Annotated in this window: 14 protein-coding genes and 3 tRNA genes; 14 read left to right on the plus strand and 3 right to left on the minus strand. The window is 71.0% G+C overall.

Annotated elements, in window-relative coordinates:
* Window positions 1-32: 32 nt before the first annotated feature.
* Entirely contained in the window at window positions 33-1,136 is a 1,104-nt protein-coding gene (locus tag BJ999_RS11490; protein ID WP_179833290.1) for a branched-chain amino acid aminotransferase, read from the plus strand.
* 56 nt (window positions 1,137-1,192) lie between these two features.
* On the opposite strand, the gene BJ999_RS11495 is transcribed toward BJ999_RS11490, so the two are convergent.
* Both BJ999_RS11495 and BJ999_RS11500 read right to left on the minus strand, forming a co-directional pair.
* On the minus strand, window positions 1,193-1,756 hold the full coding sequence (locus tag BJ999_RS11495) for a hypothetical protein (protein ID WP_179833291.1): 564 nt from the start codon (window positions 1,754-1,756) through the stop codon (window positions 1,193-1,195).
* A gap of 77 nt (window positions 1,757-1,833) precedes the next feature.
* Window positions 1,834-2,073: a cold-shock protein gene (locus tag BJ999_RS11500; RefSeq protein WP_179833292.1), complete on the minus strand. Its 240-nt coding sequence runs from the start codon at window positions 2,071-2,073 to the stop codon at window positions 1,834-1,836.
* A gap of 397 nt (window positions 2,074-2,470) precedes the next feature.
* On the opposite strand from BJ999_RS11500, the gene cimA reads away from it, so the two are divergent.
* The 10 genes from cimA to BJ999_RS11550 all read left to right on the plus strand — a co-directional run bounded on the left by cimA (window position 2,471) and on the right by BJ999_RS11550 (window position 9,741).
* Window positions 2,471-4,048 carry a citramalate synthase gene (gene cimA, locus BJ999_RS11505; RefSeq protein WP_179833293.1) on the plus strand — a complete coding sequence of 526 codons (1,578 nt, stop codon included), beginning with the start codon at window positions 2,471-2,473 and terminating at the stop codon, window positions 4,046-4,048.
* A gap of 36 nt (window positions 4,049-4,084) precedes the next feature.
* Window positions 4,085-4,363, plus strand: a complete 279-nt coding sequence (locus BJ999_RS11510; RefSeq protein ID WP_179833294.1) for a GNAT family N-acetyltransferase — start codon at window positions 4,085-4,087, stop codon at window positions 4,361-4,363.
* 265 nt (window positions 4,364-4,628) lie between these two features.
* On the plus strand, window positions 4,629-4,997 hold the full coding sequence (locus BJ999_RS11515; RefSeq protein ID WP_179833295.1) for a tetratricopeptide repeat protein: 369 nt from the start codon (window positions 4,629-4,631) through the stop codon (window positions 4,995-4,997).
* A gap of 82 nt (window positions 4,998-5,079) precedes the next feature.
* Window positions 5,080-6,570 (plus strand): cellulose binding domain-containing protein, encoded by a 1,491-nt coding sequence (locus tag BJ999_RS42920; protein ID WP_179833296.1) that lies wholly within the window; start codon window positions 5,080-5,082, stop codon window positions 6,568-6,570.
* A 64-nt stretch (window positions 6,571-6,634) separates the two neighbouring features.
* The gene (locus BJ999_RS11525; protein ID WP_179833297.1) at window positions 6,635-7,402 is read left to right on the plus strand and encodes a fumarylacetoacetate hydrolase family protein; all 768 of its coding nucleotides are present in this window, start codon (window positions 6,635-6,637) and stop codon (window positions 7,400-7,402) included.
* A gap of 10 nt (window positions 7,403-7,412) precedes the next feature.
* Window positions 7,413-8,048, plus strand: a complete 636-nt coding sequence (locus BJ999_RS11530; protein WP_179833298.1) for a DUF2461 domain-containing protein — start codon at window positions 7,413-7,415, stop codon at window positions 8,046-8,048.
* Window positions 8,049-8,149: 101 nt separating this feature from the next.
* Window positions 8,150-8,221, plus strand: a tRNA-Gln gene (locus tag BJ999_RS11535).
* Window positions 8,222-8,245: 24 nt separating this feature from the next.
* Window positions 8,246-8,318 (plus strand) — tRNA-Glu (locus BJ999_RS11540).
* Between the two features lie 520 nt (window positions 8,319-8,838).
* Window positions 8,839-8,911 (plus strand) — tRNA-Glu (locus BJ999_RS11545).
* Between the two features lie 131 nt (window positions 8,912-9,042).
* The gene (locus BJ999_RS11550) at window positions 9,043-9,741 is read left to right on the plus strand and encodes a phosphatase PAP2 family protein (RefSeq protein ID WP_179833299.1); all 699 of its coding nucleotides are present in this window, start codon (window positions 9,043-9,045) and stop codon (window positions 9,739-9,741) included.
* Here the strand turns inward: BJ999_RS11550 and BJ999_RS11555 are convergent.
* Window positions 9,644-10,366 (minus strand): TioE family transcriptional regulator, encoded by a 723-nt coding sequence (locus BJ999_RS11555; RefSeq protein ID WP_218935714.1) that lies wholly within the window; start codon window positions 10,364-10,366, stop codon window positions 9,644-9,646. The two genes, BJ999_RS11550 and BJ999_RS11555, sit on opposite strands and share 98 nt — an antisense overlap.
* Window positions 10,367-10,456: 90 nt before the next feature.
* Between BJ999_RS11555 and BJ999_RS11560 the strand changes: the two genes are divergently transcribed.
* The 3 genes from BJ999_RS11560 to BJ999_RS11570 all read left to right on the plus strand — a co-directional run bounded on the left by BJ999_RS11560 (window position 10,457) and on the right by BJ999_RS11570 (window position 12,552).
* A complete protein-coding gene (locus tag BJ999_RS11560) occupies window positions 10,457-11,596 on the plus strand; it encodes an erythromycin esterase family protein (protein ID WP_179833301.1) in 1,140 nt (379 codons plus the stop codon).
* Between the two features lie 130 nt (window positions 11,597-11,726).
* On the plus strand, window positions 11,727-12,206 hold the full coding sequence (locus tag BJ999_RS11565; protein ID WP_179833302.1) for a MerR family transcriptional regulator: 480 nt from the start codon (window positions 11,727-11,729) through the stop codon (window positions 12,204-12,206).
* A gap of 13 nt (window positions 12,207-12,219) precedes the next feature.
* A complete protein-coding gene (locus BJ999_RS11570; protein ID WP_179833303.1) occupies window positions 12,220-12,552 on the plus strand; it encodes a YnfA family protein in 333 nt (110 codons plus the stop codon).
* Window positions 12,553-12,634 lie beyond the last annotated feature (82 nt).

Below are 12,634 nucleotides of genomic sequence, written 5' to 3' on the forward strand. Positions count from 1 at the left end.
GCCTGGGCGATCCGCGAGAGGACGAGACCGCGATGAGCGACACCCTGGAATTCGAGATCACGCGCACCGAGCGGCCCGCGACCGCCGACGAACGCGCGCGGATCATGGCCGATCCCGGTTTCGGCCGATACTTCACCGACCACATGGTCACGATCCGGTACTCGGCCGAGCGCGGCTGGCACGACGCGAAGCTGGAACCCTACGGGCCGATCCCGATGGACCCGGCCTCGCAGGTGTTCCACTACGCCCAGGAGCTCTTCGAAGGTCTCAAGGCCTACAAGCAGCCGGACGGCTCGGTCGTCACCTTCCGGCCGTACATGAACGCGGCGCGGATGAACCGGTCCGCCAAGCGGATGGCGATGCCGGAGATCCCCGAGCAGCTGTTCGTGGACGCCGTCGAGCTGCTCGTCCGCACCGACAGGGACTGGGTGCCCGACACCGAGGGCCACAGCCTCTACCTGCGGCCCTTCATGTTCGCCACCACCCGCGCGCTCGGCGTCAACAGCCCGGCCCACGAGTTCCTCTTCATGGTCATCGCGGCCCCGTCCGGCCTCTACTACCCGCGCGGCATCAAGCCCGTCTCGGTGTGGCTGTCGCAGGACTACACGCGCGCGGCGCCCGGCGGCACCGGGGAGGCCAAGTTCGGCGGCAACTACGCCGCGTCCTTCGCCGGTCAGGCCGAGGCCGTCGCGCAGGGCTGCGACCAGGTCGTCTGGCTCGACGCGGTGGAGCACCGCTGGGTCGAGGAGGTCGGCTCGATGAACCTCATGTTCGTCTACGGTTCCGGCGCCCGGGCCCGGCTGCTCACCCCCGCGCTCACCGGCACCCTGCTCGCCGGCGTCACCCGCGACTCGATGCTCAAGCTGGCACCCGACCTCGGCGTCCCCACCGAGGAAGGCAAGATCAGCATCGACGAGTGGGAGGCGGGCTGCGCCTCCGGCGAGATCACCGAGGTGTTCGGCTGCGGCACCGCCGCGATCATCAGCCCGGTCGGCCGGGTCAAGGGCCGGGACCGCGAGTGGACGATCGGCGACGGCGAGCCCGGCGAGATCTCGATGCGGCTGCGCCAGGAGCTGGTCGGCATCCAGTACGGCACCCGGCCCGACCCCTACGGCTGGGTCCACAAGATCGTTTGATCGACGGCGCCGGCGGCGCGCGCCCGCCGCGGGCGCGCGCCGCCGGGCCGGGCGGCTCAGTGGCGGATCTGCACCGACGTCTTGACGACCGGGCCCGAGCTCGCCGGGCCGGCGCCCCGCGAGGACGGGTTGACGGCGTAGTGGAACGAGAAGCCGACGAAGGCGCGGCCGGGCCGTCCGCCGACCTGCACCGCGAAGGTGCAGGTGCCCGAGAGCGTGTACACCTTCCGGGCGCGGTGCGGTGCGACGGTCGAGTGCCAGACGTAGCCGACGGGGATGACGTGCCGGTCGTGGTACCGGCCGTTCAGCCCGGTCGCCGTGCAGACGGCGTTGCCGCGCGCGATCGCCCGCAGTTTCGCGCTGGTGATCTGGAACATCCACGGCATCGGGTAGCGCCTGGAGTGCGGTCCGGTCAGCCTCACCTGCGCGCGGAACGTGCCGACCGAGTCGTGGTACACGAATGACTGGTGCCGTTGTGTGAACACGTAGTAATGGGTGGGTGCGGCGTGTTCCGGGCGCTCGGCGGCGGTTGCGGTGGACGCGGCGGACACGGAGCCGAGCGCCATCACCAGCGCCGTTCCGGAAGCGGCCGCGGTCCGGCCGAATGTGTGCATGCGCATTCCAGGAATTCCCTTCGAAAAGGTTCGCCGTCCCCCACGGCGGGTGGACGGCCGTGATCAGCCCGCCGCCCCGATGCTCAGCCGCGGCCGACCGACCGCACGTCCAGCGCGCGGTAGGCGTAGCCGTCCTGTTCGGCCTCCTCCCAGGTGAAGAGCACGTTCTCGCCCGGGTCGAGGGAGGCGAAGGCGCCCGGTTCGGCGCGCACGGCCGAGAAATGCGCCCAGACCTCGCCGGGCACGTCGGGTGAGACCAGCACTCCCCAGCCGGCCTCGTCGTCCCAGGACGCCACCGTCCCGCGGACCGGTTCGCCGCTCATCGGATCCCCTTCCTCCGGCGGACAGTGCGATCATTCTTCGTTTTACCGTGAAAGCGCAAGTGCATTCCGAGGTGAGAAATGTATTGCCGTGATCTTTTGCTTGGTAATCGTTTTTTAGTGTGCAATGAACTCCAAGTGGAGAAAAGCGCGGTATGGCTCCGTGACGGCGGGACGCCGCCGGCGCGGCGGGCGGGTCCGGCGGGGCGGCGTCCCAGAATCTGAGACGGATGTCCCAGATCCGCGGACCGTGTGGCAGACTGGGCGCATCATGCGCCACAGCCTCGTGATTATCGGCTGGCGCGCCGGCAGCTAACGGGACACCGCCGGCGCGCAGACCTCTCACGTCCGTGAGGGGTCTTTTTTGTGTCCTGGCGCTGATCCCCCTGGGGGTTCTCACATGCAAGGCGACGCGTTCCACGTCTACGACACCACCCTGCGCGACGGCTCGCAGCAGGAGGGGCTCAACCTCTCCGTGCCCGACAAGCTCGCGGTCGCGCGACATCTGGACGACCTGGGCGTCGGCTTCATCGAGGGCGGCTGGCCGGGCGCCAACCCCAAGGACACCGAGTTCTTCAGGCGGGCTCGAACAGAGCTCGACCTGAGGCACGCGCAGCTCACCGCGTTCGGCGCGACCCGCCGGGCCGGGGTGAAGGCGGCCGACGATCCCCAGGTCGCCGCCCTGCGCGACTCCGGCGCGTCCGTCGTGACCCTGGTCGCCAAGAGTCACGACAGGCATGTCGAGCTGGCCCTCCGCACCACCCTGGAGGAGAACCTCGCGATGATCCGCGACACGGTCTCCCACCTGCGTGCGGAGGGCCAACGAGTCTTCCTGGACGCCGAGCACTTCTTCGACGGCCACAAGGCCAACCGCGCCTACGCGCTGGAGGCGGTCCGCACCGCCGCCGAGGCCGGCGCCGACGTCGTCGCGCTCTGCGACACCAACGGCGGCATGCTGCCGGACGAACTGGCCGAGGTCGTGCACGAGGTCGTCGGCCACGGCGTCCGCGTCGGCATCCACTGCCACGACGACTCCGGCTGCGCCGTCGCCAACACGCTCGCCGCCGTCCGGGCGGGCGCCACGCACGTGCAGGGCTGCGCGAACGGGTACGGCGAGCGCAGCGGCAACGCCAACCTGTTCACCGTCGTCGGCAACCTCCAGCTCAAGCGCGGCATGAGCCTCGTCTCCGACGCCCAGCTCGCCGAGATGACGCGGATCGCGCACGCCGTCTCCGAGGTCACCAACGTCGCGCCGAGCTCGCAGCAGCCGTACGTGGGCGTGTCCGCGTTCGCGCACAAGGCCGGGCTGCACGCGTCCGCCGTCAAGATCGACCCGGACCTGTACCAGCACATCGACCCGGCCGCCGTCGGCAACGACATGCGGATGCTGGTGTCCAGCATGGCCGGGCGCGCGTCGGTCGAGCTCAAGGGCCGCGAGCTCGGCTACGACCTGTCCGGCGAGAAGGCCAAGGCCGTCGTGGACAGGGTGAAGGAGCTGGAGTCCACCGGCTACACCTTCGAGGCGGCGGACGCCTCGTTCGAGCTGCTGCTGCGCGAGGAGCTGACCGGCGTCCGGCAGCGGCACTTCGAGGTCGAGTCGTGGCGGTCGATCGTGGAGCGCCGCCCGGACGGGTCCATGATCAGCGAGGCCACCGTCAAGCTGCACGCCAAGGGCGAGCGGATCATCGCGACGGGCGAGGGCAACGGCCCCGTCAACGCCCTCGACAACGCGCTGCGGATCGCCCTCGGCCGCCTCTACCCGGAGCTGGCGCGACTGGAACTGGTCGACTACAAGGTCCGCATCCTGGAGGGCGCGCACGGCACCGACGCGCGGACCCGGGTCCTCGTCGAGTCCGGCGACGGCGAGCGCGAGTGGGGGACCGTCGGCGTCGAGGACAACGTCATCGCCGCGTCCTGGCAGGCCCTGGAGGAGGCCGTCACCTACTGCCTGCTCCGCGCCGGCTACGAGGCGGGCTGACAGGAATCTCTCGGCGTACGCGGGCATTATCAGGGCATGAGCACCGAGATCACCGACAACGCCGAGCGGGGCCGCTACGAGATCAGGGTGGACGGCGACCTCGCCGGATTCGCCGAGTACGAGCGGGGCGAGGGCGCCGTCGTGTTCACCCACACCGAGGTCGACTCCGCGTTCGAGGGCAAGGGCGTGGGAAGCGCGCTGGCCCGCGGCGCCCTGGACGACGTCCGCGCCAAGGGCCGGTCGGTCGTCCCGCTGTGCCCGTTCATCAAGAAGTGGATCGGCAGGCACCCGGATTACCAGGATCTGGTGCGTTAGCCGTGTCGCGGGACGTGTCGCGCCGGTGCTCGCGGAAATGCGGGGAGTGATCCCGCTCGTTCGAATGAACGAGCATCTTTCCGTGAGTATCGGTACGGTCACGCAGAAAGTTCGCCAAAGCGACGAAACCGGTAGCGGATTTCAGTTGAAGGATCCACCATAGGAGCCTGCACGGCACGTGCGAGGCTTCCGCGCGCCGTGTCGCCTGTCAGACCGTGCGCCTGTGAACCGATGTCCCTACGACCCGACCTGCCGGAGTGATCGTATGCCTGTCCGACCCTGGAGCCCCGAGGACCTTGGGCGTCCCACGGACGGGACCTGGGCCGACGTGGCGTTCGGCCTCGGCGAGACGTACGAGCGCGAGGGCCGCCTGGAGCAGGCGGCCGGCTGGTACCGGCGGGCGGCCGAGTCCGGGAGCGCCGACGCCGCGCTGCGCCTCGGCGCCGTCCTCGGACGGATGGCCGACGCCGGAGCCGACCACGCGGCCGACGAGCTGCTGGCGGAGGCGACACGGTGGCTCAGCGGCGCGCAGGACGCCACCACTCCCGACGCGATCGAGCTGATCACCGCTACGCTCAATCGGCAGATGCGGCAGGCCGCGCGCCGCGGACTCGAACCGGCTCCCGCAGGCTGAAGCCTTCGGGACGGGTGGTGAACCGATCCGTCGCGCCGGTCGTCGGACTCCATGAGATCGGCGTCAGTGGAAGGTGGACGAGTTGAGCGGCGAGGACTCCGGGTACGTTCCCCCGGACCACAAGACGACCGCCGAGTTCGGCGTCACCAGGAAGCCCGCCGCGCCCGCAGAGCCGGCGCCGCCGGGGACGGTGGCCGAACCGGTCGCCGACGACGATCTGGTGGACGATCTCTTCGACGGGGACGTCACGACCCATGACGTCCCCCAGGTGGAAGGTGTGGCCTTCCAGGACCTTCCCTCCGACGATCCTGAGGACGATCTGGAGACGACCTACCAGGACGGCCCGGGCGACGAGCCGGAGGACGACTTCGACTCGACGCTCCAGGACGGCCCGGCCATCGCCTTCCAGAAGCCGCCGCCCGCGGACACCGTGGACGAGCTGGACGTGACCGCGTTCCAGGCGCCGGTCACCTTCGCCGACATCCCCATGGAGCAGCCCTCCAGGCCCACTCCGGCCGTCCCGCCCCAGGCGGCTCCGGCCGTCCCGCCACCGGCGCAGCCGGCCGCCTTCGAGCACGGCGCGAATCCGGCGCCGGTGTACGCCCAGCCTCCCGCTCCCTACCAGGAGCGCGTTCCGGAGCCGGGCCCCGTCCCGGAGCGGATGCCGCCTTCGGAGCAGGCGCCGCACGCGCAGGTGGCCGCCCCGATGTCCGCCGAGGCGCCGTGGACGGAGCAGTTCGCCTCCGAGGAGGAGACGACGAACCGGGCGGAGAGCGGCCCGGCGTTCGCCTACGGGATGCCCGGGGCGCCGCCTCCCGCCCAGAGCACGATGCCCCCGCACCACGAGGCGACCGTCCCGCCGATGCCCCCGCCCGCGGTGGCCTCGCCGTCCGGCGGGCTGCCCGGCGGGCCGCCGCCGTCCCGCTCGCGGCGGCCGGTGATCCTCCTCCTGCTGATCGGACTGGTGGTGGTCCTCGTCCTGGTCGGCGTCGCGGCGCTGATGCTCGGCCGCGGCTCCGAGACGGAGGGCAAGGCCGCCAAGCAGGCGTCCCCGGCGGCGAGCACTCCGGCGCCGGGGGGCGGTGGCGCGGGGCCTGCGTCACCCGGCGCGCCCTCGCCCGGGGGCAGCGCGCCGGCGACGCCCCCGCAGTCCGGGGTCCCCACGCCCCAGCCGCCCGGCGGGCAGCAGCCGGGTGGGCAGCAGCCGGGCGGGCAGCCCGGCACGCCGCCTCCGGCGACCACCGCACCGATCGGGCCGGTCGTGCAGGGCAAGGGCATCACGTACCAGCTCGTCCAGCAGGACAGCGGGTACTTCGAGGGCAAGATGGTCATCACGAACCGCACCAGTAAGCCGCTGACGGCGTGGAAGGTGACGTTCAAGGCCCCCGGCGCGGACGTGAAGAACATCTGGGGCGCACGGCTCGTGCACGGCGGCTCCACCGTCGAGATCAGGAACCTGGACGGCGTTCCCGCGATCCAGCCCGGCGCGACGTGGGACATCCAGTTCGGCGCGGCCGGAACGGCGTCCACTCCGAAGTCCTGCGTCCTGAACGGCAGGGCCTGCGGCTTCTGAACGGCAGGCCCGGGACGGACCGGCAGGGCCTGCGGCTTCTGGTCGGCGTACTAGGCTCTTGACCATGCGTATCGCCAGATTCTCCACCGACGACGGCATGTCCTTCGGTGTGGTGGAGGAGAACACCGTCGCCGTCATCGCGGCCCACCCCTTCGGGGAGCTGACCTTCACCGGGCAGCGCCTCCCGCTCGCCGACGTCCGGCTCCTCGCGCCGATCCTGCCCAGCAAGATCATCGCGATCGGGAAGAACTACGCCGACCACGTCCGCGAGATGGGCGGGGACGAGCCGCCCGCCGAGCCGGTGCTGTTCTCCAAGCCGTCCACCGCCGTGATCGGCCCGGGAGAGGCGATCGCCTACCCGCAGAAGCTGTCCGAGCGCGTCGACCACGAGGGCGAGCTCGCCGTCGTCATCGGCCGGATGTGCCGCGAGGTCCCGGCGTCCCGGGCCGCCGAGGTCATCCTCGGCTACAGCTGCGCCAACGACGTCACCGCCCGCGACCTCCAGGCGAAGGACGGGCAGTGGACGCGGGCCAAGGGCTTCGACACGTTCTGCCCGATCGGCCCGTGGATCGAGACCGAGGTCGACCCCGCCGACCTGGCGATCTCCACGACCGTCAACGGGGAGGTCCGGCAGGAGGCCCGCACGTCCCTGCTGCTGCACGACATCCCCACCCTGGTCCAGTACGTCAGCCAGGTCATGACGCTGCTGCCCGGCGACGTCATCCTGACCGGCACCCCCGCCGGCGTCGGCCCCCTGGAGATCGGGGACGAGGTCACCGTCACCGTCGAGAACATCGGCAGCCTCACCAACCGGGTCATCGCCCGCGACTGAGAGGGGCCAGGTGTTCACCGGCTTCAGCGACGAGGCCTTCGCCTTCTACGAGGGCTTGCAGGCCGACAACAGCAAGCCCTACTGGACGTCCCACAAGGACGCCTACGAGCGCCACGTGCGGGAACCCTTGACCGAGCTGTGCGCCGAACTCGAAGACGAGTTCGGCGCGGTCAAGCTCTTCCGCCCGTACCGCGACGTCCGGTTCAGCAAGGACAAGTCGCCCTACAAGACGCACCAGGGCGGCCACACCGGCGAAGGCTTCTACGTCCAGGTCGACGCGGACGGGCTCATGGTCGCGGGCGGCATGTACGCCCCGACCCCCGACCAGCTCCGCCGCTACCGCCAAGCCGTCGCCTCCGACACCTACGGAGCCGAGCTGCAGGCCGTCGTGGACGACCTCCGCGCCGCAGGCATGGAGATCGCCGGCGACCGCCTCAAGACCCGCCCGCGCGGGACGGACCCCGGCCACCCCCGGCTGGACCTCCTGCGGCACCGCTCCCTCTACGCCCGCGAGGGCTGGCCCGCCGACCCGTGGATGTCCGACCCCGACGAGGTCATCGCCCGTGTGCGCGCGTCCTGGCGGCGCCTCCGCCCTCTCGTGACCTGGGGCCGAGAGCACATCGGACCGCCCGACTTCACTCGATGACTCTCCGACCGGCCAATCGTTTTGGCCCTACTCCCGCAGTCCTGTAGTCTCTTCGAGGCGCGAGCGACCAGCCGGAAACGGCTCGGGAGCCCGTACCTCACTGGGGTATGGTGTAATCGGCAGCACGAGTGATTCTGGTTCACTTAGTCTAGGTTCGAGTCCTGGTACCCCAGCTGCGTCCGCCCAGGCGGACACACGCCCCCGTCGTCTAGTGGCCTAGGACGCCGCCCTCTCAAGGCGGTAACGGCGGTTCGAATCCGCTCGGGGGTACGTGGCGGGCTTCCCTGCTCGTTGGGCTTTGCCCACCTTCGCCGGGGCCCGCAGTGTCCTCCAGGGGGCGACCCCCTGGAACCCCCGATGTTCGGGCTCCGCCCTCACAGTGGCGGGGCTTACTGCTATGTGGCCTTCGGCCAACTACCCCCGGGCCCGCAGTGTCTTCACAGGGGGCGACCCCCTGGAACCCCGGATGTGGCGGGGGTTACTGCTTGATCGCCTTCGGCCATCTGGCCCCAGGCCCGCACTGTTCTCTTTGGGGCGACTCTCTTTGGGGCGACCCCCTGCTGTTTGGCTCCGGTGTCACCTGGCTGGGGCGTACGCCTAGATGGTTTTCTGCGACGTCCAAGAGGCGTTCTTCTGTGGTGCTCACGCGGTTTCTCCGCGTCGTCTGGTGGCCGAGTTTCTGGTGGGGTGGGTGGCCGTGGGGGGTTCGGTTGGAAACCGGTTCGAGGTGGGGGCCGGGGTCCGGTAAGCTAGGCGAGGCCGCGCGGGAGACCGCGAAGGTCATGGTCCTGCCCCCGTCGTCTAGTGGCCTAGGACGCCGCCCTCTCAAGGCGGTAACGGCGGTTCGAATCCGCTCGGGGGTACCCAGTGAGTTCCCGCTCTGCGACGAGCGCCTTCAGTGCTTCGCCAGCGGTTCGATGCGCTCCTTCACGGTGCACGCCATCCTGACCTCTTGATGAGGATGCTTTCGGCGCGGGCTGGGAATGCTCCCGCCGTGAAGTGGGGGTCCAAGAGCTGGTGCGCGTCACTGGCGGCGGTCATGGTGCTCGTCACGGCGGACGTCCTGCTGGACGGTCCGCTCCGCCACCTCGACCACGTCGTCCACGAGTGGAGCGACGCGCACATCCAGGGCCGGCGGCTGGCGGCCGTGGACGTTTTCGCGGCACTCGGCCAGCGGGGCCACCTGGCGAGGATCATCGTCCCGCTCTCGATCATCGCCGCGATACGGACGCGTTCGGTGCGGTACCCGCTGGCGAGCGTGTTGATCGTGGGCGTCCTCTCGCTGCTGCAGGTGCTGCTGAAGGCGGCGATCCCCCGGACGTTCCCGATCAGCGGAACCGATGTGCTGTTCGTCCGCGGTGACGCCTACCCGTCCGGCCACACCCTCAACGGGTTCGTGCTCGTCTGGATCATCCTCCAACTGACGGTCGTCGCGTTCCCCGCGTCATCGAGGGCCCTGCACCCGCGCCGCCGCCGCGACATCGCGGCGGTGACGGGGACGGTCACGGCGATGGCCCTCACGGTGGTCGACAAGCACTGGCTCACTGACTGCCTGTTCAGCCTCGCCCTCGGCCCGCTCCTGCTGCAGGGCCTGCTCATCCTCGATCCGTTCGCCGCCCGGCGCGGTCGAGAACGCTCAGATAACCTCCCAGCCGACCGGACGCGTCGAGCATGGCGAGGCCTCGCGCGGTGAGCCTGCGCCGCCAGTCGTCCAGCGCCTCGGCGAGGGGCTCGGTGCCGCCCGCGGTCCGGACCTGCCGGACCACCATGGCGATGTGCTCCAGCGGGTAACCGCCGCGCCTGAGGAGGTGGGCGAGTTCGGCGTCGCGGACGTCGCCCGCGCGGAAGACGCGGTATCCGGTCGCCGGGTCCCGCGCGGGGACGAGGATGCCGACGCCCTCCCAGTTGCGCAGCGTCGCGGGCGTGACATCGAGACGATGGGCGAGCTCGCCGATGGTCAGGGGCCCGGGGGCGTTCGGGCGCTCGACACCCGGCTCCGCCAGCAGGTGGTCCACCGCGTTCTTCACCGCGGTGAGGGTTTCGCGGTCCCGGAGCACCTGCTCGTGGCCCCGGTCGATGACCAGCAGGGCGTCGTCGAGGTCGCCGTCGTGGACCGCGTTCATGATCCGGCCGCCGGTCGCGTGCCCGTACGCCGCGACGAGGGCGAGGAAGGCGCGCAGGGCGGCCGCGTGCACCTCGGTGTAGATCCGGTAGCCGGTGGGCGTGCGCTCCGCGGGCGGGAGGAACCCGTCGCGCTCGTAGTTGCGCACGGCCTGCGCCGAGAGACCGTGCTCCCGCGCGAGGTCGGACGGCCGCAGGGTGATCACCGCTTTGAGACTTGGAGAGGAGAATAGAGCGTCACAGGCGAGGAAGTATCAACCGCTTTTTCAACGATACGATTTCACCACATGAGTCAGGACATTCGCGAGTTCGTGACCGCTTCATGCGACCTGCTGGCGTTCGGCGAGCCGACGCACCGGGAACCGTCCTTCGGGCGGATCCGCAACGAGATGTTCGCCCGGCTGGCCGACGAGGGCTTCCGGTCGATCGCCATGGAGACCGACCGGGTGGCCGCCCTCGCCGTCGACGACTTCGTCCGGGAAGGGAAGGGAAGCCTCGACGCCGTGATGAGCGAGGGCTTCTCGCACGGCTGGGGGGACGTGGACGCCAACCGGCGCCTGGTCGCCTGGATGCGTGAGCACAACGAGGGCCGTCCTCCGCACGAGCGGCTGGCCTTCCACGGCTTCGACGCTCCGATGGAGACCCTCAGCGCCCCCAGCCCGCGCGCCTACCTCGAACACGCCCGCGACTACATGGGGCTCGACCTCGACATCGCGGCCCTCACCGGCGACGACCGGCGGTGGAGCCGCGCGGAGGCGGTCATGGACCCGGCCATGTCGATCGGCGCGACGCCCGAGGCCGTCAAGCTGCGGACGATCGCCGACGACATGCTCACCGCGCTCTACGAGCGGGCCCCGAAACTGATCGCGGCGACCTCGCGCGCCGAGTGGTCCAGGGCCGAGATCCACCTCACCGCCGGTCTCGGTCTGCTGCGGTACCACAAGCGGGCGAGCCAGCGCATCGAGCGAGACGCCCGCATCTCCCGCCTGGCGGCCGCCCGGGACGCGCTCATGGCCCAGAACCTCCTGGCCGTACGGGACGCCGAGGACCGGCGCGGCCCGACGTTCGTCTTCGCGCACAACACCCACCTGCAGCGCAACCCGAGCCATATGCGCATGGCGGACATGGAGCTCACCTGGTTCGGCACGGGCGCCATCCTCGCGTCCCTCCTGGACGAGCGGTACGTCTTCGTCGCCGGCAGCCTGGGCCGCAGCGAAACGATCAAGCTCGGGGCGCCGGGGCCGGACACCTATGAGGGCGGCATGCAGAGCCGCATCACCACCTGGGGCCTGACACCGGCCGCCGCGATCCCGTCCGCCCGCCGGCGCGCCGACACCACCCCCGAGCAGGGCTACTTCCCCCTCGACCAGGCCGTCCTCGACACGGCCGACGCGGTCCTGCACATCAGCGACGGCGCGACCGTCTGAGCGTCCCTCCGTCCCCGCCGCCACCCGGCCGGTGGCGGCGGGGATGTGCTCGGCGGCCGGCGGGGTTGCAACCCGTAGCGAGGTACAGGGTTACCGTCGGAGCGTGGGGCGGCCAGGACGAGGAGCAGGGATGGTCGAGACACCGATCGCCGTGGGCGGCGGATACGAGGGGCTGCGCTCCGGCCAGGTCGCGGAGGCGGCCGGGGTGAACCCGCAGACGCTGCGCTACTACGAGCGGCGCGGGCTGCTGGCCGAACCCGCCCGGACGCTGGGCGGGCACCGGCTCTACCCGGCCGAGGCCGTCACGGTCCTGCGGGTGATCAAGACGGCGCAGCGGCTCGGCTTCACGCTGGACGAGGTCTCCGGGCTGCTGGACGCCGCGCGGCACCGGCACGGCCGTCGCGACGCGGGGCTCGCCGCCCAGGCGCGCGCGAAGCTGGAAGAGGTGGAGCGGCGCATCGCCGACCTGGAGGTCATCCGGTCCGCGCTCAGCGACGCCCTCGACGCCGGCTGCGACGACCTGATCGCCTGCGCGGGGGAGCCGTGCTGCCCGCTGCCGTTCGCTGGACTCGCCGGTCCCGGGGCCGCGCCGGAACGTTCCCGCACATGAGTACCGTTCCCGCATGACGATCGCGCGCTCCCTGGTCCTGTTCGCCCTCGCCGCCGTCGCGGAGATCGGCGGCGCCTGGATGATCTGGCAGGGCGTCCGCGAGCACCGGGGCGGCTGGTGGATCGGCGCGGGCCTCGTCGCCCTCGGCCTGTACGGGTTCGTCGCGACCTTCCAGCCCGACGCCCACTTCGGCCGCGTCCTGTCCGCCTACGGGGGCGTGTTCGTCGCCGGTTCCCTGGCCTGGGGCATGGTCATGGACGGTTTCCGCCCCGATCGCTGGGACGTCGCCGGAGCGGCCGTCTGCGTCCTCGGCGTCCTGATCATCATGTACGCCCCACGCGTCTGACCCCACCCACGTCGCGGCCCGCGGGCATCGGCGGGCCAGGCTGATGTGTTCTTCACGTGAGTCGCACGCCCAGCCCGCCGGG

It is taken from the genome of Actinomadura citrea, assembly GCF_013409045.1.
Taxonomy (GTDB): Bacteria; Actinomycetota; Actinomycetes; order Streptosporangiales; family Streptosporangiaceae; genus Spirillospora; species Spirillospora citrea.

Coding starts and splice junctions, on each gene's coding strand:
- BJ999_RS11490 (WP_179833290.1), top strand. CDS start 33: ATGAGCGACACCCTGGAATTCGAGATCACGCGCACCGAGCGGCCCGCG.
- BJ999_RS11495 (WP_179833291.1), bottom strand. CDS start 1,756: ATGCGCATGCACACATTCGGCCGGACCGCGGCCGCTTCCGGAACGGCG.
- BJ999_RS11500 (WP_179833292.1), bottom strand. CDS start 2,073: ATGAGCGGCGAACCGGTCCGCGGGACGGTGGCGTCCTGGGACGACGAG.
- cimA (WP_179833293.1), top strand. CDS start 2,471: ATGCAAGGCGACGCGTTCCACGTCTACGACACCACCCTGCGCGACGGC.
- BJ999_RS11510 (WP_179833294.1), top strand. CDS start 4,085: ATGAGCACCGAGATCACCGACAACGCCGAGCGGGGCCGCTACGAGATC.
- BJ999_RS11515 (WP_179833295.1), top strand. CDS start 4,629: ATGCCTGTCCGACCCTGGAGCCCCGAGGACCTTGGGCGTCCCACGGAC.
- BJ999_RS11525 (WP_179833297.1), top strand. CDS start 6,635: ATGCGTATCGCCAGATTCTCCACCGACGACGGCATGTCCTTCGGTGTG.
- BJ999_RS11560 (WP_179833301.1), top strand. CDS start 10,457: ATGAGTCAGGACATTCGCGAGTTCGTGACCGCTTCATGCGACCTGCTG.
- BJ999_RS11565 (WP_179833302.1), top strand. CDS start 11,727: ATGGTCGAGACACCGATCGCCGTGGGCGGCGGATACGAGGGGCTGCGC.
- BJ999_RS11570 (WP_179833303.1), top strand. CDS start 12,220: ATGACGATCGCGCGCTCCCTGGTCCTGTTCGCCCTCGCCGCCGTCGCG.